Source organism: Marinibaculum pumilum, assembly GCF_042646425.1.
GTDB lineage: Bacteria > Pseudomonadota > Alphaproteobacteria > Ferrovibrionales > Ferrovibrionaceae > Marinibaculum > Marinibaculum pumilum.
This window is the reverse complement of sequence record NZ_JBHRTR010000034.1, coordinates 418866-437104: the sequence shown is the minus strand read 5'-3', so window position 1 is coordinate 437104 and position 18239 is coordinate 418866. Positions and strand designations below refer to the sequence as shown.

Genomic DNA, 18239 nt, shown 5'->3' with positions numbered 1-18239 from the left:
CGGCGGCGGACGCTCCGGCTGCCGCGTTCATCGGAAAGGCCAGCCATGTCCCAGGCACAGCTCGACGCGCTCCTGGCGCTGTTCCGCAAATATCCGTTCGACCCGGCGGTCGGCGAAGGCCCCCGGCGCAGGCTGATGGACCGGATGGGTGAGGTGTTCGCGCCGCCGCCGCAGGTCGCGGTCGAGCCGGTGGCGCTGGGCGGCGTGCCGGCGGAGCGGCTGACCGCTTCGGCCGACGGACCCGCCCTGCTCTACCTGCACGGCGGCGGCTATGTCACCGGGTCGGTGGCCTCCCACCGCCATCTGGGCGGTCTCCTGGCGGCGGAGATGCAGGGGACCGTCCATGTCCTCGACTACCGGCTGGCACCGGAGGCGCCGTTTCCCGCTCCGCTGGACGACGCGGTTGCCGCCTGGCGGGCGCTGGCGGCGGAACGCGGCGGCCGCCCGGCCGGCATCGCCGGGGATTCCGCCGGCGGCGGCCTGGCTTTCGCCACCGCGCTGCGCTGCCGCGCGGCAGGGTTGCCGATGCCCAACTGCATCGTCGGGCTGAGCCCCTGGGTCAATCTGGGGACCGAGAGCGAGAGCTACGACAAGCTCGGGCCCCTGGACCCGACCCTGTCGCGCGAGGCGGCCGCCTGGTACGCCGACCGCTACCTGGCCGGTGCCGACCCGCGCGATCCGATGGCCTCGCCGCTGTTCGCCGACCTTGCCGGGCTGCCACCGGTGCTGATCCAGGTCGGCGACCGGGAGGTGTTCTTCGGCGACGCGGCCAGCATGCACCAGTCCCTGCTGGCGGCCGGGGTCGAGGCGCGCCTGTCGGTCTGGCAGCGGATGTTCCACGCCTGGCACCTGTCCTGGCCGCAGCTGGACGAAGGCCGGGCGGCGCTTGCCGAGGCCGCGGCCTTCATCCGGGAGAGCCTGTCGGCCTGACCGCCGGCCGCGCGGCGGCAGGTCCTATCCCTCCAGCAAGCCGTTCAGCCGCTCCGCCGCCGCAACGAAATCCGCCTTGAACTGCTGCACGACGGCGCCGGCGGACATGGTCTGCGTCATCAGCCCCACCCCCTGCCCGACCCAGTAGGTGGCCAGGTCGCGGGCGCCGTCATGGCCGCCCTGTGCCAGGGTCGCGACCTTGCCCAGTGCCGGCTCCGACAACAGCGACTGCAGCGGCATCGGCAGCGGTTCCGGCGCGCCCTCCGCTTCCCAGGCATCGGTCCAGGTGGAGCGCAGCTGGCGGGAATGCTTGCCGGTGCGCGAGCGCGACCGCACCGTGTCGCGGGAGGAGGCGGCCAGCATCTTCTCCTTGATCACCGGGTCGGGCTCACCCTCCGCCGTGGTCAGCCAGACCGAGCCGCACCAGGCGCCGGCCGCGCCCATCGCCATCGCCGCCGCCATCTGGCCGCCGGTGACGATGCCGCCGGCCGCCAGCACCGGGGTATCGCCGGCGACGGAGACCACCTCCGGCACCAGCACCATGGTGGAGATCTCGCCGCAATGGCCGCCCGCCTCGCCGCCGGCCGCGACCAGGATGTCGACCCCGGCGGCGATCTGCGCCAGGGCATGTTCCTTCGCGCCGACCAGGGCGGCGACCGGGACGCCGGCCGCCTTGCCGCGCTCCAGCATCGTCTTCGGCGGCACGCCGAGCGCGTTCGCGATCAGCCGGATCGGGAAGGAGAAGGCGACGTCCAGGATCTCCTCCGCCCCGGCCGCATCGAGGTTGCGGGCGAAACGCAGCCGGTCGGCCCGGCGGTCGTCGAGGTCGGCGGTATCGATGCCGCGCTGCGCCAGCAGTCCCGCGACGAAGCTGCGGTGTTCCTCCGGCAGTGCGGCGATCAGCCGGTCGCCGTCGAACGCCTGGCCCTTGCCGGCGATCCTGTTGGGCACGATCAGGTCGACGCCATAGGGCCGGCCGCCGGCATGGGCGTCGATCCAGGCGAGTTCCTCGCGCAGTTCCTCGGGCGTGTGGCGGACCGCGCCGAAGACGCCCATGCCGCCCGCGCGACTGACCGCCGCCACCACGTCGCGGCAATGGCTGAAGGCCAGCAGCGGAAACTCGATACCCAGCATCGCGCAGATCGGTGAACGCATTCCCTTCCCCCTCCCGGCTACCATCATTTTCACAGACCGAACGTTCTGTCTGTGTGTTATAAATCCAATGCTGACGAGGGGCAAACGCCATGACGGCAGCGGCGATCGCCCCTGGCCGGCGAATCTGTCATCTGCCCATATTTGACAAAATATCTGACAGACCGAACGTTCCGTCTGTCAAACTTGGCCAGTCCGGAGCCGTCGATGCCGCCGCCCCAATCCCAGATGCAGCTGCTCCGCAAAAGCCGGCAGGCGGAGAATGCGCGGGCACGCATCTGCACGGCGACCATCCTGTGCCTGGACCGGCACGGCTATGCCGGCACCTCCATCAACCGGGTACAGGACCTGGCGGGGGTCAGCCGCGGCGCGCTGACCCACCACTTCCCGTCCCGCCAGACCCTGGTGGCGGAAACCGCCAGCCGCATTCTGCAGCGGGCAGTCGGCTCCACCGAGAGCCGCCGCGCTTCGCTCGCCAGGGTGATGCGGGAGGCGGTCGCTGCCGGTGACGGCGGCGGCGAGGATCCCGTCGCCGCCTGGCTGGTCCGCACCTGGACCCGGGTGGTGAACAGCCGCGAGGGCCGGGCCCTGCTGGAGATCCTGATCGCCACCCGCACCGACCCGGAGCTGCACCGCCAGCTGGCACCGGAACTGGCGGCCTGGGACCGGCGGATGTCGGATGCGATCCTCGACCTGTTCACCGGCAGCGCCGGCGCGGACGACGCGGCATGCGATGCAGAGGCGCGGCTGCTCTGGGGCATCTGCCGCACCTTCCTGCGCGGCCTGCTGGTGCAGGAGCGGTTCACCGCCGATCCGGAAACCCTGCGGCTTTACATGCAGCGTTTCGCAGGCTTGATATCGCCGCAATTGCGGCTGCGCGCGCCGGTCACGGCGACGCCGGCCGCACCAGTGAAAGAGAGGAATGCCCGGTGAGAAACCCCTTCGAGACCGATGAGCGACGCGGCTTCCGCGAGAGCATGGCCCGCTTCGTGGCGCAGGAGATCCGTCCCTTCGCCGACGAATGGGACGAGGCCGGCGGCTTTCCCTGGGAACTGCACCGCAAGGCCGGCGATCTGGGCCTGTTCGGTTTCGGCATCGCCGAGGAATATGGCGGGCTGGGTTTCGACGACTGCTTCATGCGCGCCGCCGCCGGCGAGGAACTGGGGCGCTGCGGCGCCACCGGGGTCGCCGCCTCCCTGGGCGCCCGCAATATCTCAACCGGGCCGATCGCGCTGCTGGGATCGGAGGAACTGAAGCTGCGGGTGCTGCCGAAGGTGCTCTCGGGGGAGACCGCCTCCTCGCTGGCGATCACCGAGCCGGGCGGCGGCTCCGACGTGGCCAGCCTGCAGACCAGTGCCCGGCGGGACGGCGACGAATGGGTCCTGAACGGCCAGAAGACCTTCATCACCGGCGGCATGAATGCCAGCCACTATGTCGTCGGCGCCCGCACCGGCGGGCCGGGGCTGAAGGGCATCTCCCTGTTCTTCGTCGACTGGGGCACGCCCGGCTTCAGCCGCAGCGCGCTCGAGCGGAAGATGGGCTGGTGGGCCTCCGACACCGCAAGCCTGTATTTCGACGATGTTCGCCTGCCGGCCAGCGCCCTGCTGGGGCCGGAGAATGGCGGCTTCATCGCGATCATGAACAACTTCAATTACGAGCGGCTGACGATGATCGCCCAGGGCCTGGGCATGGCGAAGCTCTGCTTCGACGAGGCGGTGGCCTATGCGCGGGAGCGCCGCACCTTCGGCAAGCGCCTGATCGACCACCAGGTGATCGCCCACAAGGTGGCCGAGATGTCGGCCCGCATCGATTCCGTGGAGGCCTATCTGAACCAGATCTGCTGGCTGGCGGAGAACGGGCCGATGCCGGTGGCCGAGATCTCGAAGGCGAAGTTCCTGTCCACCAAGATGCTGGAATACGTCGCCTCGGAATGCATGCAGATCTTCGGCGGCGCCGGCTATCTGCGCGGCAACCCGGTGGAGCGGGTCTATCGCGAGGTCAAGGTGATGGCGATCGGCGGCGGCTCGGAAGAGATCATGAAAGACCTGGCGATCCGGCAGATGGGGGTTGCCGCCGGCTGATCCGCCGGCGCCGCCTCAAGGCGTCCAGAACACCGCCAGCCAGACGGTCTGTGCCTGCGGGTCGGTCCAGGCCACCCGGTGGCGCAGGCCCGCCGGCAGCAGGACATGGTCGCCTGGCGTCATTTCCTGCACCCTGCCGTCGGCGAATTCCAGCCGCGCCGCGCCGGCCAGCAGGGCCACCCATTCATCTTCCGCCTGGTCGTACCAGAAGCCGGGCGTCGAGGCCTGGCCGTGGCTGACGATCCGCTCCACCCGCATGCCCGGCCGGCCCGCCAGGACCTGCACCAGCTCCTCCTGGCCGGCATTCTCCGGCGCCAGGAGGTTTGCCGCACCTGTTTCCGCCATGACTGCATCCCCCCGCCCGGAACTGCCAGTGCCGCTCATCGTTGCCCGTGAAAGGGACCCCTGTCGCAGAAGGACAAGCGCCATGCCCGAGACACCGTTGAGCGACCGCGATTTCGACCTGGTGAGCACGATATACCATGCTGCGAAGGGCGCACGGATCAGCCGGCAGCACGCGGCCGACGCGCGGGAGGCCAACGACCAGGAGGCAGCTGCCTTTCTGGAGACGGCCCGCAAACAGTACGACGACCTGGCGGCACGCGGCTGCCAGCTCCTGAAGCAGCGGCTCTGACCCTGGCCTGCACGACAGGTCTGGCTGACGCCCCGCCCGCCCTCCCCTATCCTGCGGCCCGCAATCGCAGCGGGGAGGAACGGGATGAGCGCCGCGCCGGCAGTGACCTTCTGGTTTGAGTTCGCCAGCACCTATTCCTATCCGGCGGCGCACAGGGTCGGGGCCCTGGCCGCGGCGGCCGGCGTACCCGTCGTCTGGCGGCCCTTCCTGCTGGGTCCGGTCTTCGCCGCGCAGGGCATGACCGACAGCCCGTTCAACATCTATCCGGTGAAGGGCGCCTATATGTGGCGCGACCTCGAGCGCATCTGCGACGCGCAGGGCCTGCCGCTGACCCGGCCCGGCGCCTTTCCCCGCAACGGCCTGCGGGCGGCGCGCATCGCCACCGCGGCGCTTGCGGCGGGCGCTGCCTGGGCGCCGGATTTCGTGCGCGCCGTCTATCATGCCAATTTCGCCGAGGATCGGGAGATCGCCGACCCTGCCGTCCTGGCGCGGCTTCTGACCGGCCTGGGCGCCGACGCCGCGGACTGGCAGGCCCGGGCCGAGACCCCGGAGACGAAGGCCGCGCTGCGCGCCGCGACCGACGAGGCACAGGCGCTGGGCCTGTTCGGCGCCCCCAGCTTCACAATCGCCGGAGCGGATGGCGGGGTGGAGCTGTTCTGGGGCAATGACCGGCTGGAGCAGGCCCTGGCCTGGGCCCGGTAGCCGGCCTCCGCCCGCCCGGCCTGATCGGCTGCGCCGCCCCGGGCTTGCGCCACCGGTTTGTTCATCGGCAGCGGACTTGGTTATAAGCGTATGCGGCCCGCCGTTCGGCGGGCCGGGATCGTCCGCCAGATCGAGCCCTACAGACCAGACGGAGACGTTGATGCGGCGCACCGAGATTATTGCGGCGGCCGAGGCCGTCGACCGGCTGCTGGAACAGACCGGCATCGCGGCCCTGGCGGCCGCAGCGGCCGGCCTTGCCGGCAGCGGCGACGGCATGGCGCTGGCGGACCGGGTGTTCGACGTCTATGGCCGCGCCGCCGCGGAAACCGGGCGCCTGACGGCTGCGGAACGCCATGTGCTGCACAGCTTCGGGATGCAGGCGATGCTGGATCGCGACTGGTGGCGCAGCGCGATGAGCGAGGCCGCCGCCGGCCGGGCCGGCGCGCTGAACGCGCTCGCCCTGCAGATCCGTGCCTTCCGCACCGCACGCCCGGCGCTGCAGGCGCTGGTCGCGCCGACCACCATCGCCGAGCATGTGCAGGGGGGTGCGGAGGACCAGGCCAAGCTGGACGGGCTGATGCTGCTGCTGATCGACGATGCGCAGCACCGCTCCACGCCGGAGCGACTGATCGCGGCCCTGTCGGCGGTCAGCACCTTCTACCGGGTGGCGGCACGCCTGGAAGGGCATGGCGAGGCCGACCTGACCGTGCTGGGCCTGGATTCCGGCAACGACAAGTCGATCGAACTGGTGGGGCTCGCGAAGGTGATCGCCGCCGTGCGGGAGATCATCCTGTCGGTCTATCGCCGCGCCGCGGCCTATGCCGATCTGACCGGACAGGAACGTCTGCAGCAGATCAAGGCCGACCTGCCGGTGCTGCACGATCTCGGCCGGCTGGGGGCGGAGCAGGCGGAGATCTTCCGCCGCAGCCTGGGCCAGGCGGTCGACGATTTCGTCGCCGCCGGCACCCTGATCCCGGAAATGCTGGACCTGGCCGGCCCAGCCGCCCGCCAGGTGATGACCCCGGAGCGCAAGCTGCTGGCGCAGCCGTCCAGCGCGGCGGCGGAAAGCGACGGCCTGGCAGAGATGCAGGCGATGCTGCAGGCCCTGCGCCGGGAACGCGACGACCTGGTCGCCGCGCTGCCGCCGGAGCGGCGGGAAAGCCTCTACCGCCGGCTGACCGCCGAGGGCCTGGCCTGACCCGTCTCAGCCGGCGCCGCCGGCCAGCCAGGTTCCGCCGGGCGGCGCATCGCCGGCATCATGGTCCGGCCGGTCCCCGCCCGGTCCCGTCAGCTGGCGGATGACCGAAAGCAGGTGCAGCCGGTCGATCGGCTTGGCGACATAGGCGTCCATGCCGGCCGCCAGGCAGCGATCCTGGTCCTCCGCCATGGCGAAGGCGGTCAGGCCGATCACCGGCACCGCATTGCGCGGCGGCGGCATGGCGCGGATCTCCCGGGTGGCGAGGATCCCGTCCATGACCGGCATCTGCACATCCATCAGCACCGCGTCGTAGCTGCCGCGGGACAGGGCCGCGACCGCTTCCGCACCGTTCGCCACCAGGTCCACCGCATGACCCGCCGAGACCAGGAGCGCCTCCAGCAGCCGCCGGTTCATCGCATTGTCTTCCGCCGCCAGGATGCGGCGCCCCTGCGATGCCGCGGCCGGGGCTTCGCCGCCCTCCGCCGTGGCGATTGCGGCCGCATCGGCCGAAGCGGGTGCGACGGTCGCTGCGGCCGGGATCCGGAACCAGAAGCGCGCGCCCTGGCCCTCGACGCTGTCGACCCCGATCGCCCCGCCCATGCGCTCCGCCAGCTCCCGGCAGATCGCCAGGCCCAGGCCGGTGCCGCCGAAACGGCGGGTGGCAGAGCCGTCGACCTGGACGAAGGGCGCGAACAGCGCCTCCTGGTCGTTGGCGGCAATGCCGATGCCGCTGTCGGCAACGGTGACCTCCAGCCAGCCGCCATCCTCCGGCAGGTGGCTCAGGGCCACCGTGACATGGCCGAGGTCGGTGAACTTGACCGCATTGCTGACCAGGTTGGAGAGGATCTGCCGCAACCGCAGGCGGTCGCCGACCAGCCATTCGGGCAGGCCGGCGACAGGCTGCAGCTTCAGGCTCAGGCCTTTCGCCGTAGCGGTGCCGCGGAACAGGGCCATCACCTCTTCCGCCATCTCCCGGATCGCGAAGGGCGCCGGCTTCAGGTCGATGGCACCTTTCTCGATGCGGGCCAGTTCCAGGATGTCGTTCAGAAGCCCCAGCAGGTCGCGGGCGGATGACAGGGCGGTTTCCGCATAGTCGCGCTGGCGCGCATCCAGGGCCGTGGTCTGCAGCAGGTCCAGGGTACCGATGATGCCGTTCATCGGCGTGCGGATCTCGTGGCTCATGGTCGCCAGGAAACGCGACTTCGCGGCATTCGCCGCAACCGCCGCCTGCTCCGCCTCGCGCGCCACGCGGGCCGTCCGCAGTAGCTCCAGTTCGTCGATGGCGATGGCGGCAAGCCGTTCGAGCACACAGAGGTCCAGCCCCTGGAAGTCCATCGGCCGGTCGTAGAGGATGCACATGGTGCCCAGGACATGGCCGTCCGGGGTCACCATCGGCGCACCGGCATAGGCGCGGATGCCCGCCGGGCCGGTCACCAGCGGATTGTCGGCGAAGCGCGGATCCCGGGTCGCGTCGGGCACCACAAGCAGCTTGGCGCCGGCGAGCGCATGGGCGCAGAACGCGTGTTCCCGTGGCGTCTGCGCAAAAGCGACGCCGACCCGCGACTTAAACCATTGCCGGTCCGCATCGACAAAGCTGACCAGCGCCATCGGCGCCGCAAAATAGCGCGCCGCAATCGTCGTCAGGCGGTCGAACGTCTCCGTCGGCGGCGTATCGAGCACCTCGTAGCGGTGCAGAGCCTGCAGGCGCGACGGTTCGTTGGCGGAAGACTTTTCCATGAGGCCATGTTCCGGCTTGGTGTGCTCGATCGACAAATGTTATCGCTGCCGGACCTTGCGATATCCTTAAGCGCCCCCTCGCCGCCGCTGCCCGGATCTTAAAGCTCCAGCTGCATCATCGGCCGGGTCGGGGACCGGCGCGTGACCTCCCGGAAGCCTGCCGCCCGGAAGGCCGCGGCCGTGCCGGTCCAGGCATAGACGGCCGGGTAGCGGCCATCCGTGGGCTCCACGGGATAGCCCTCGAGCCGGCTGGCGCCGCGGGCGGCCGCAAAGCCGGCCGCCGCCTTCAGCAGCGCCACCGACACGCCGCGCCGCCGATGGCTGCGTGCCACCAGGAAGCAGCTGACCGACCAGACCGGCCGGTCGTCGACAGGCTTGTGGATGCGCGACCCGGCCAGCCGCGGGAAGGCGCCGCGCGGCGCCACCGAGATCCAGCCGACCGGCAAGGCACCGTCATAGGCCAGCAGGCCCGGCACTTCCCCCGCCGCGAACAGCGCCTGCATGGCGCTGCGGTTGCCCTCCCCCTTCGCGGCATCGAAGCCCTTGCGGCCCAGCCGCCACAGCATGCACCAGCAGCCGCCGGAACCGCCCTTCGGCCCCATCAGCGCCTCGAAATCGTCCCACCGGTCGGGCCCGGCCTCGTGCACGGCGATCGCCGCTGCCTCGCTCACCTCGTTCCCTCCCCCTTGCGGTTCCACCGGATGCCCCGCAGGCCGCGGCCCTCGAGCACCAGGATGCCGGCGATCACGGCCGCCGCGCCCAGCAGCTGCATCGGCGCCAGCACCTCGCCCAGCACGATCCAGGCCATGACGATGGTGGTCGGCGGCCCGATCGTGCTGACCAGCGCCGCACGCTCCGCCCCCAGCTGGCGCACCCCCTCGGCGATCATGAACAGCGGCAGCACCGTCACCGCGCCCACCAGCAGGGCCATCAGCCCCCAGGCGGTCGAGGTGAAGCCGGCCAGTTCCTCCAGCGGCGGCCGCAGCGCCAGGAAATGCGCCAGCAGGCCGGCCGTCGCCGCGGTCATCGCGAACACCGTGAAGCGCACGCTGCCGATCCGCGCCGCCGCCGCCTGGTTGGCCAGGAAGTAGAAGGTGAAGCCGACGGCGGAGGCGAGCGCCAGGGCGGCGCCATAGGCATTGGCGTCGAACAGGTCGGCATCCAGCGCCCCCACCGCCAGCACGATGCCGACATAGGTGATCGCCAGCGCCAGCAGGGTCCGCCGGGGCGGCAGCTGGCCGCGGCGGATCGCCTCCACCAGCACGACGAAACTGGGATAGGCATAGAGCAGCACCCGCTCCAGCGAGGCATCGATCAGGCGCAGCGATTCGAAGTTCACCAGCGCGCCGACATAGTAGCAGGCAAGGCCTGCCGCGGCGGAAATCGCGATTCCGCGACGGTCCCGCAATACGATCCGCCCCCAGCCCAGCCGCATGGCCGCCCAGATCCAGAAGACCGGCAGCGCTGCGGCGGACCGCACGGCGACCAGTGTGGTCACATCGACCCCTTCGGCATAGAGCAGCTTCGCCAGGATGCCCTTGTTCGCCAGCAGCATGGCACCGCCCATCGCCAGCGCCAGGCCCAGCCACAATGCCGCGGGCGGGGGCGCAGCGGGCGCGGGCGCAGCGGGCGGGCCCGCCGCCGGAGCCGCCGCAGCAGGCGCGGAATCCGGCGGCGCGGCGCCGCCATCCGGCGGCCTGTTTGCATTCGTTGTCATCGGCGGGTCGGAACGCTTTAATGGGCGCCCGCGACCGGCCTCCGGCCGGCGGGCATCGCTATCGTCTGCACCATATCGGGAGAAGTGTCATGGCCGATCCGAGATTGCGCCGCCAGCTGGCGGAAGGGAAGTTCGTCGCGGCCCCCGGTGTGTTCGAGATGATCACCGCCCGCATCGCCGAGAGCATCGGCTTCGACGCGGTCTATGTCACCGGCTACGGCACCGTCGCCTCCCATCTGGGCCTGCCCGATGCCGGCCTGGCGACCTATACCGACATGCTGTCGCGGATCTCGCGGATCTGCGAGCTGTCCTCGGTGCCGGTGATCGCCGATGCCGATACCGGCTATGGCGGGCTGCTGAATGTGCAGCATACCGTGCGCGGCTATGAGCGCGCCGGCGTCACCGCGATCCAGATCGAGGATCAGGAATTCCCGAAGAAGTGCGGCCATACGCCGTACCGGCGGGTGATTCCGCTGGACGACATGCTGCGCAAGATCGAGGTCGCCGCCGAGGCGCGGACGAGCGACGACTTCCTGATCATCGCGCGCACCGATGCGCGCACCGGCCATGGCCTGGAGGAGGCGATCCGCCGGGCGGAGGCGTTCGGCAATGCCGGCGCCGACATCCTGTTCGTGGAATCGCCGGAAAGCCGCGACGAGATGGCGGAGGTCTGCCGCAGCCTGAAGAAGCCCTGCATCGCCAACATGGCCGATGGCGGGCGCACGCCGATCCTGCCGGCGGCCGAGCTGCAGGAGCTGGGCTATGCGCTGGCGATCTGGCCGGCGCTGGGCTTCCTGTCGATGGGCGCGGCCGTGGCCCATGCCTACACACGGTTCAAGGAGACCGGCAGTTCCACGCACGACGACGTGCCGCTGTACAATTTCCAGGACTTCTCGAAGCTGATGGGCTTCCAGGAGATCTGGGACTTCGAGGAGCGCCACAAGGAAGTGGCGGAGTAGTCGGTACGGCGGCGCAGGCATAGAAGACATCTGGCAGCAGCCAGGCGGAAGGAGACGGGGCGATGGGCGTGAAGGTGGATGTCGGGCGGCTGCAGCAGACGGTGCGCGACCAGTTCGGCGTGGAAATCGACCGCGACCTGGCGGAGCGGATGCAGTCCACCATCGAGCCGGCGCTGTCCGACCTCGAAGCCGCGCGGTCGAAGGTCGTCTTCGACGGCAGCGAGCCGGCCAGCTTCGACGCCGTGATGATGGAACTGGCGCCCGAGACGGTGCGCAGCCAGGCGGCGACCTTCGGGGGGACGAAGGGATGAGCGGGCAGGACCTCACCGACCTGGACCTGGTCGCCGCGGCCGACGGCGTCGCGGCGGGCCGCTTCTCCGCCCGCGAACTGGTCGAGGCGGCATTGAAGCGGATCGAACGCTGGAACCCGGTGGTCAACGCCTTCATCTCCGTCGATGCCGATGCCTGCCTGCAGGCCGCCGACGCGGCGGATGCGGCGCGCGCGGCGGGGGGCGACCTGGGGCCGCTGCATGGCGTGCCGCTGGCACACAAGGACCTGTTCGGCCGCAAGGGCTACCAGGCGACCTGCGGCTCCAAGGTGCGCCGCGACCGGGTCGCCGCCGGCACCGCGACGGTGCTGGAGCGCCTGGATGCGGCCGGTGCGCTGAACCTGGGCGGGCTCAACATGTCGGAGCTGGCCACCGGACCCACCGGCCACAACCTGCATTACGGCCATTGCCGCAATCCCTGGAACCCGGAGCGGTTCACCGGCGGCTCTTCCAGCGGTACCGGCGCCGCCGTCGCGGCGCGCCTGGTGCCCGGCGGGCTGGGCACCGATACGGGCGGCTCGATCCGCCTGCCGTCGGCCTTCTGTGGCATCGTCGGCCTGAAGCCGACGCAGGGTCGGGTCAGCCGCCATGGGGTGATGGGGCTCAGCTTCTCGCTGGACAATATCGGGCCGATGACCCGCACCGTGCGCGACTGCGCCCGCATGACGGACGTGCTGGCCGGGCACGACCCGCTGGACACCACCTCCGCCCGCCTGCCGCCGCCCAACTGCGAGGCGGCGGTCGGACGCTCGGTCCGCGGCCTGCGGGTCGGCGTGGTGGAGGACGGCCATTACACGCGCTACCTGTCGCCGGAGGCCGCCGCGCTGCTGGAGGATGCCAAGGCGGTGCTGGCCGATTGCGGCGCCACCCTGGTGCCGGTCTCCCTGCCCCACCAGGAACTGCTGGCCAACCTGTCCAATGTGCTGCTGGGGGCGGAAGCCACCATGTTCCACGGCCCCGACCTTGTGGAACGCGGCGACGACATCCAGCCGCAGGTGCGCGCCCGCCAGATGGCCGGCTTCGGCTATCCGGCGCTGGCCTATACCCGTGCCCTGCAGCTGCGCGGGCCGATCCTGCGCGAGGTCGTCGCCACCGGCTTCGCCGGGGCGGACGTGATCCTGCTGCCGATCATCAACACGACGGCGCGCGGCATCGCGGAAACCGACGTCGGCAGCGCCCCGGGCATGGCGGAGTTCATCGCCCAGGTCTCCAGCTGCAGCCGCCCGCTGAACTATCTCGGCCTGCCCGGCCTGGTCAGCCCCTGCGGTTTCGATTCCGACGGCCTGCCGATGGCCTTCCAGCTGATGGGCCGCCCCTTCGACGAGGAGACCCTGTTCCAGGTCGCCGCCGCCTACGAGGCGGAGACCCGCTGGTGCGACCGCAGCCCGCCGGAACCGGGGTGACAGAGCCCGGGTGACAGAACCGCGCTGACGGTCCGTCAGGGCAGTGGCGACGACAGCGCTGCCAGTTCGGAAAGGGCGAGCGCCAGCACGGCCTCGTTGCCCACGTCCATCATCATCATGTGGGAGTGGCCCGGGAGGCCGTGCGCGGCGAGGTCCAGCACAGCGGCACATGCACCGCGGTTGCCGAGCCGGTCGTGCAGGTCCCGGATCTGCGCCCGCAAACCCTGCCACAGGGGGTCGCCGTCGCAATAATCGCCGAACAGGGCGAGGAAGCGGCTATCGGCAAGGCAGCCGGGCAGGTCCGGTGGCGTGCCATTGGGCTCCAGTGCGATGATCCCGGAAACCAGTTCAGGCGACTCGGTGGCGATCCGGTAGGCCAGACCGGCGCCGGACGAATGGACGATGATCGTGCACCGGCCGATCCGGCGGACCGCTTCCAGGATCGCCGGCAGGGCCCGCGAATCGCTGTCGGGCCAGCGCGGCACGAACTGCTTCATCAGCTCAGGGAAAGCCGGCAGCGGAAAGCGCCCGCCGGGATGGGTGCGGCGGGCCGCGAAGCCGTCCGCGGGCCCGAGGCGGAAGATCCGCCAGGCCTCTTCCGCGGTGCGCATGATCGCCGCGTCCGGCCAGATGCCCGGCAGCGCGCACCATCCGGCCCGGCCGCGCTCCACGCTGTCGATCACATAGACCGCCCTGCCCAGGCGCAGCAGCAGTTCCAGCCAGCCGGGCCGGCCGTCGGGCGTGGTTTCCCAGCAGGCGCCACTGAAGCCGCCGCCATGCAGCAGCAGCACCGGGTCGCCGCTCGCCGCCACCGGCAGGAAGTACTGCACGTAGCAGGCCTCGATCGCGTAGCGGCCGTTCGGGTCGTGGCGAAAGTCCGGCAGGGTGTCGGAAATGTACAGGCGCGCCGTCGGACGGTCGGCGACCGTGACCTCGCGCCCGCCGGCGAAGAAGCTGCCCATGTCGCGCAGCGCCAGCGGCTCTCCGGTTGCAGCGATGCTCACAGGGCCACCGTGGTCAGTTCGGGAACAGCGATGAGCAGTGCGATCAGAACGAACTCAATCAGGATGAAAGGCACGCAGCCGCGGAAGATCTGCCCGGTGGACAGCTCCGGGCAGGCGCCCTTGACGACGAAGACGTTCAGCCCGACAGGCGGCGAGATGACGCCGATCTCGGTCATCTTGGTGACCAGGATGCCGAACAGGATCGGGTCGATGCCGGCCTGCTGCACGACGGGGAAGACCGTCGGCATGGTCAGCAGGATCATCGACAGCCCGTCGATGAAGGCGCCGAGCACGAGGAAGGGCAGCAGCAGCAGGACGGTGAGCAATGCCGGCGGCAGGTCGAAGCCGGCGACCCAGCCGGCCAGGGCCTGCGGCAGCTGGGTGGTGGCGAAGCCGAGGCTGAACAGGGCCGATCCCAGGATCAGGGCGAAGATCGCCGCGGAGGAAAAGCCCGTCTCCACCAGGCCCTGCAGCAATTCCCGCCGCCGGCCGGCGGTGTGGCGCAGCGCGATCAGCAGGGCGACGCCGGCGCCGACGGCCGTCGCCTCGGTCGGCGTCGCCACCCCGCCGTAGATTGCACCCATTACGGTGAGAAACAGCAGCGCCACCTCCCAGCTGCGCGCCAGGCTGCCCAGACGGGTGCGCAGGTCGGCCGGAGCGCCGCGGGCGGCCGCCCGGACCTGCGGATCGAAGCGGGAGACGATGGAAATGCCGATAGCATAAGCGATCGCGGTCAGGACGCCGGGCACCACGGCGGCGACCAGCAGCTTGGTCAGCGAGACGCCGGTGGCCAGGGAATAGATCACCAGCACCCCGGATGGCGGGATCAGCACCCCCAGGGTACCGCCGGCGGCCACTGCCCCGGCGGCCATCCGCTGCGAATAGCCTGCCAGAAGCATCTGCGGGATCGCGATCCGCGACATGGTCGCCGCGGTGGCGACCGAGGCGCCGGTGACCGTGGCGAAGCCGGCACAGGCGAAAACCGAGGCGATCGCCAGGCCGCCCCGCACATGACCGACCCAGGCCCGGGCGGCGGCGAATGCCCGCTCCGACAGCCCGGCCGTCAGGGCCAGATGACCCATGAACAGCGACAGCGGGACGATGATCAGGGTGAGGTTTGCGGTGGTGGAGAAGGGTTCGGCGCCGGCCAGGAACTCCAGGCTGCGGGTGCCGCGGGTGGCCGCAAGCCCGGCGAGACCGGTCAGCCCGAGGGCGAATGCGATCGGCATGCCGACGACCAGCAGCAGGCAGAGCCCGGCGATCATCAGGTAACCGACGATGTTCGGGTCGATCACGCCGTGCTCCCATCGGGCCGCAGCGCCCGCCATGCCTGCAGCAGCAATTGCAGCGCCAGCAGGGCGAAGCCGAGCGCGATGGCGATCCGCACCGGCCAGACCGGCAACGACACCACGCCGATTGTCGTCTCCTCGCGCAGCACCGCCGTCCAGGCCTTCATCGCCGTCACCCAGGCCATGATCGCGGCGAAGCCCAGGCTCGCCAGTGTGGCGACCAGGCGGCAGGCGCGGCGGGCAGCACGCGGCATCCGCTCCACCGCCGCGGTCATCGTGAAATGATCGCCGCGGGTCTGCGCCCCGGCCAGGCCGAGGAAGACGAGCAGCACCAGCAGCTGGGTGCTTAGTTCCGCCGCCGCCGGCACGGTGGTCGACAGGAGTTTGCGGAGGAAGACGTCGGGCACGATCAGCAGCACCATGAGCAGGGTGGCACAGCCGCTTACCGCGCCCAGCGCGACCAGGCCCCGCTCGACTGCCGACAGACCGCCCGTCATCCGTGTCCCCACCTTCATCTCCTGGCCGGTCCCGGCCTCCGGTGCCGGTTCGACCGGCACCGCGCCGGTCCCGGAACGGCTACTGGCCGCGCACCCGGTCGAACCCGGGAACGTAGCTGGAGGTGGCGTCGTACTTCGCGACCAGGTCGCGGTACTGCTGCAGCACCTGCTTCCCGTCCAGGCCGCGGTCTTCCATTTCCGACGTCCAGTCGTCCCAGACCGCCTGCGCGGTTTCGTCCCGCCAGCGCTGCGTCTCCGCCGGCGACAGGCCCTGCACCGTCAGGCCCGTCGCTTCCCTGATCCGTGCCACGGACGCATCCACCGCGGCGTCTGTGACCTTCAGGAAGCGGTCCGGGATCTCCGCCGCCACTTCGCCGATCACCGCCTTCGCGCTGTCAGACAAGGCATCGTAGCTCTGCTTGTTGAAGGCCAGGGCCACGATCGCATAGATCCCCATGCGCCCCTGGTCGCCGCCGAACTTCGCGATGTCCTGCAGGCCCACCAGGGTGCTGACGTCGAACGGCGCGGAGGTGAAGCCGTCGATGGCACCGCTCTTGAATGCCTGGACGCCATCGTTCATGCCCATCGCCACCGGGGTCGCCCCCAGCATTTCCAGCGACTTCGCGATGCCGAGGGTGGCACGGACCCGCAGCCCCTTCAGGTCCTCTGCCGAGGTCACGGAGCGGTTGGTCCACAAGGTGTTTTCCGTGGCGGTCAGGGCATAGAGCAGGTGCATGCCGTTCGCCTGCCATTCGTCGCGAAAGGCCGCATTCTGCGCATAGAGGTCGGTGACCGCCTTCGCCGCGGCATCCGCCTTCTCCGTGATGTAGGGCTGCACCACGCCGGACAGCGGCAGCATGTCGGGATTGTAGCCGGGCGCGCCGGTGGCGAGGTCGGCGGCGCCGGACGACAGGCCCGGGAACACGTCGAGCGCGCTGAGCAGGGTGCCGCCATAGTAGCGCTCGAAGGTCACCTCGCCGTCGGTGCGGCGGGTCACCTCGTCCATGAACCAGTCGTCGACCTGCACCCAGGTGAAGCTCTGCGGCAGGTAGGTCGCATAGGTCAGTTTCGCCGGCTCGGCGGAGACTTCCGCCGTACCCAGCAGCACCGCCGCCCCAAGGACCAGGGTGGCGCCGCGCAGCGCTCTACGGATCATCGCTTCCTCCCGTGTTTTCTCGCCGCCACAAGGCGGATCGCCTCCGGGGCCGCCCCCGGTGCTGTCGCATGATAGGGGTGTTTTGTCTCGTACGATACATTAAATGTTTCGCACGAGACAATAATGGCTATGGCCTGCGCGCCCTGCGCTGTGCCATCCTGAAGCCGGAAAGGCCGTCGCCGCGCTGTCGCCGCACCCACTTTCGCCATCCCGCCGGAAGGAGAGACGCTTGGATCTGCCGGAGATCTTCGATCGCACCGTGATGCCGTTGACCTACCGGCTGGGCTATCTCGTGAACTACTACCGCGAACCCCTGATGCGCGACATCGAGGGGCGGTTCGGGCTGATCCGGCCGGAATGGACGGTGTTGCTCTGCCTTTCCGCGCAGCAGGGGCTGACAGCCAGCGACATCTGCGACATGACCGGCCATCTGCGCGCCGCGGTCAGCCGTGGGGTCGGGCTCCTGGAGAAGAAGGGCCTGATCGAACGCGTGGGGGACGAGAGCGACGGCCGCCGTCTGCGGCTGTTCCTCACCGGCCGCGGGCGCGAGGTCTTCGCCCGGATCGAGCCGCTCCTGCAGGCCCGCGAGGACGCCCTGCTCGCCCGCCTGTCCGCCGCGGAGCGCGAGCGGCTGCGCCGGCAGCTCGATCACCTCTGCGAACGGGTGCGTGCGCTGGACTGACGCCCGGCTGCGTCAGGACGGCCGCCGCCCGCTCAGTCGCGGTGGCGCGGCATGGCCTGGAGCTGCGCCCGGCTGGCGCTGGTGCGGACCCGCAGGCCCTTGCCGTCGGTCCGGCGCAGCACGGTGACTTCATGCATCGGCAGCGCGACGGCCTTGCCGCCAAAGCCCAGCATGCCGCCCATGTCGACGACGAGCGCGGTGATGATGCCGCTGTCGGTCGCCATCACCGACCGGACCGCGCCGATCCTCTCGCCGCCGCTGCCATAGACATCGACACTGCGCAGCATCTGCGGCGTGACCTCGCTCATCGCCGCCTGGCGATAGCCGTCCGGCGTCGCGGCGGCACTGCCGGATCCAGCCGCGGCCAGCGGCAGCCGCGTGCCGCCGCCTGGCGCCGCGATGCCGCTGGCGGGCGTCATGGCGAGCGGCTTTGCGCCTTCGCCGGCGCCTTCATAGGCCGGCGCCCGCTGCAGGCTGTCGCGGGTCGCCGCCAGCAGCAGGATCCGCCTGGCCGGATCCGCCGGGTCGCCGGCCAGGACCACCGCCTCGATCGGCACCGCCACCACCTTCCCGGTCGAACCGACGAAGCGCCCCACATCGACAAGCACGGCGCGCACGGCACCCGCCTCCGTCAGCAGCAGGTCCGTCACGGTCCCCAGCCTCTGTTTCGGCAGGGCGCGGGCGAGAAGGCCGACGGGCGAATTGCCGGCAAGCCCGGCAAGCTGCTCCAGGAGCGGGTCGTCGGCGGCATGGACGGCGGCCCCGACCA

The 18239-nt window shown here is 70.7% G+C and carries 20 protein-coding genes; 10 read left to right on the top strand and 10 right to left on the bottom strand.

Going from position 1 to position 18239, the window contains the following annotated elements; all coding sequences use genetic code 11:
• Positions 1-45 precede the first annotated feature (45 nt).
• Positions 46-930 carry an alpha/beta hydrolase gene (locus tag ACFOGJ_RS21875; protein ID WP_379904570.1) on the top strand — a complete coding sequence of 295 codons (885 nt, stop codon included), beginning with the start codon at positions 46-48 and terminating at the stop codon, positions 928-930.
• A 24-nt stretch (positions 931-954) separates the two neighbouring features.
• On the opposite strand, the gene ACFOGJ_RS21870 is transcribed toward ACFOGJ_RS21875, so the two are convergent.
• On the bottom strand, positions 955-2085 hold the full coding sequence (locus tag ACFOGJ_RS21870; protein WP_379904568.1) for an NAD(P)H-dependent flavin oxidoreductase: 1131 nt from the start codon (positions 2083-2085) through the stop codon (positions 955-957).
• Between the two features lie 204 nt (positions 2086-2289).
• Between ACFOGJ_RS21870 and ACFOGJ_RS21865 the strand changes: the two genes are divergently transcribed.
• Together ACFOGJ_RS21865 and ACFOGJ_RS21860 are read left to right on the top strand one after the other, a co-directional pair.
• Entirely contained in the window at positions 2290-3015 is a 726-nt protein-coding gene (locus tag ACFOGJ_RS21865) for a TetR/AcrR family transcriptional regulator (protein WP_379904566.1), read from the top strand.
• The gene (locus ACFOGJ_RS21860; protein WP_379904564.1) at positions 3012-4163 is read left to right on the top strand and encodes an acyl-CoA dehydrogenase family protein; all 1152 of its coding nucleotides are present in this window, start codon (positions 3012-3014) and stop codon (positions 4161-4163) included. Before ACFOGJ_RS21865 ends, ACFOGJ_RS21860 begins: the two co-directional genes overlap by 4 nt.
• A gap of 15 nt (positions 4164-4178) precedes the next feature.
• Here the strand turns inward: ACFOGJ_RS21860 and ACFOGJ_RS21855 are convergent, their stop codons facing one another.
• Positions 4179-4508, bottom strand: coding sequence for a cupin domain-containing protein (locus ACFOGJ_RS21855; RefSeq protein ID WP_379904562.1), 330 nt, complete (start codon positions 4506-4508; stop codon positions 4179-4181).
• Positions 4509-4590: 82 nt separating this feature from the next.
• On the opposite strand from ACFOGJ_RS21855, the gene ACFOGJ_RS21850 reads away from it, so the two are divergent.
• From ACFOGJ_RS21850 to ACFOGJ_RS21840, 3 genes are all read left to right on the top strand, one after another.
• Positions 4591-4797, top strand: coding sequence for a hypothetical protein (locus ACFOGJ_RS21850; protein ID WP_379904560.1), 207 nt, complete (start codon positions 4591-4593; stop codon positions 4795-4797).
• Positions 4798-4881: 84 nt separating this feature from the next.
• The gene (locus ACFOGJ_RS21845) at positions 4882-5499 is read left to right on the top strand and encodes a 2-hydroxychromene-2-carboxylate isomerase (RefSeq protein ID WP_379904558.1); all 618 of its coding nucleotides are present in this window, start codon (positions 4882-4884) and stop codon (positions 5497-5499) included.
• Between the two features lie 160 nt (positions 5500-5659).
• Positions 5660-6697 carry a hypothetical protein gene (locus tag ACFOGJ_RS21840; protein ID WP_379904556.1) on the top strand — a complete coding sequence of 346 codons (1038 nt, stop codon included), beginning with the start codon at positions 5660-5662 and terminating at the stop codon, positions 6695-6697.
• A gap of 6 nt (positions 6698-6703) precedes the next feature.
• On the opposite strand, the gene ACFOGJ_RS21835 is transcribed toward ACFOGJ_RS21840, so the two are convergent.
• From ACFOGJ_RS21835 to ACFOGJ_RS21825, 3 genes are all read right to left on the bottom strand, one after another.
• Positions 6704-8434, bottom strand: coding sequence for a GAF domain-containing hybrid sensor histidine kinase/response regulator (locus ACFOGJ_RS21835; RefSeq protein ID WP_379904554.1), 1731 nt, complete (start codon positions 8432-8434; stop codon positions 6704-6706).
• Between the two features lie 98 nt (positions 8435-8532).
• On the bottom strand, positions 8533-9105 hold the full coding sequence (locus ACFOGJ_RS21830; RefSeq protein WP_379904552.1) for a GNAT family N-acetyltransferase: 573 nt from the start codon (positions 9103-9105) through the stop codon (positions 8533-8535).
• Complete coding sequence (locus ACFOGJ_RS21825; RefSeq protein ID WP_379904550.1) at positions 9102-10025, bottom strand: DMT family transporter; 924 nt, start codon at positions 10023-10025, stop codon at positions 9102-9104. Before ACFOGJ_RS21825 ends, ACFOGJ_RS21830 begins: the two co-directional genes overlap by 4 nt.
• 215 nt (positions 10026-10240) lie before the next feature.
• Between ACFOGJ_RS21825 and ACFOGJ_RS21820 the strand changes: the two genes are divergently transcribed.
• From ACFOGJ_RS21820 to ACFOGJ_RS21810, 3 genes are all read left to right on the top strand, one after another.
• Positions 10241-11110, top strand: coding sequence for an isocitrate lyase/PEP mutase family protein (locus ACFOGJ_RS21820; protein WP_379904548.1), 870 nt, complete (start codon positions 10241-10243; stop codon positions 11108-11110).
• Positions 11111-11172: 62 nt separating this feature from the next.
• On the top strand, positions 11173-11421 hold the full coding sequence (locus ACFOGJ_RS21815) for a hypothetical protein (protein ID WP_379904546.1): 249 nt from the start codon (positions 11173-11175) through the stop codon (positions 11419-11421).
• Positions 11418-12842 (top strand): amidase, encoded by a 1425-nt coding sequence (locus tag ACFOGJ_RS21810; protein WP_379904544.1) that lies wholly within the window; start codon positions 11418-11420, stop codon positions 12840-12842. The genes ACFOGJ_RS21815 and ACFOGJ_RS21810 overlap by 4 nt, the downstream gene beginning before the upstream one ends.
• A 35-nt stretch (positions 12843-12877) precedes the next feature.
• Here the strand turns inward: ACFOGJ_RS21810 and ACFOGJ_RS21805 are convergent, their stop codons facing one another.
• From ACFOGJ_RS21805 to dctP, 4 genes are read right to left on the bottom strand one after another with little or no spacing between them, the layout of a single operon-like run.
• Positions 12878-13846, bottom strand: coding sequence for an esterase (locus ACFOGJ_RS21805; RefSeq protein ID WP_379904542.1), 969 nt, complete (start codon positions 13844-13846; stop codon positions 12878-12880).
• The gene (locus tag ACFOGJ_RS21800; protein WP_379904540.1) at positions 13843-15141 is read right to left on the bottom strand and encodes a TRAP transporter large permease; all 1299 of its coding nucleotides are present in this window, start codon (positions 15139-15141) and stop codon (positions 13843-13845) included. The genes ACFOGJ_RS21805 and ACFOGJ_RS21800 overlap by 4 nt, the downstream gene beginning before the upstream one ends.
• On the bottom strand, positions 15138-15692 hold the full coding sequence (locus ACFOGJ_RS21795; RefSeq protein ID WP_379904538.1) for a TRAP transporter small permease: 555 nt from the start codon (positions 15690-15692) through the stop codon (positions 15138-15140). Before ACFOGJ_RS21795 ends, ACFOGJ_RS21800 begins: the two co-directional genes overlap by 4 nt.
• A gap of 19 nt (positions 15693-15711) precedes the next feature.
• Positions 15712-16788, bottom strand: coding sequence for a TRAP transporter substrate-binding protein DctP (gene dctP / locus ACFOGJ_RS21790; protein ID WP_379904536.1), 1077 nt, complete (start codon positions 16786-16788; stop codon positions 15712-15714).
• 229 nt (positions 16789-17017) lie between these two features.
• Between dctP and ACFOGJ_RS21785 the strand changes: the two genes are divergently transcribed.
• Positions 17018-17470 carry a MarR family winged helix-turn-helix transcriptional regulator gene (locus tag ACFOGJ_RS21785; RefSeq protein ID WP_379904534.1) on the top strand — a complete coding sequence of 151 codons (453 nt, stop codon included), beginning with the start codon at positions 17018-17020 and terminating at the stop codon, positions 17468-17470.
• A 32-nt stretch (positions 17471-17502) separates the two neighbouring features.
• Here the strand turns inward: ACFOGJ_RS21785 and ACFOGJ_RS21780 are convergent.
• Positions 17503-18239: PRC-barrel domain-containing protein (locus ACFOGJ_RS21780; RefSeq protein WP_379904532.1), on the bottom strand; the 737-nt coding region annotated here is incomplete at its 5' end.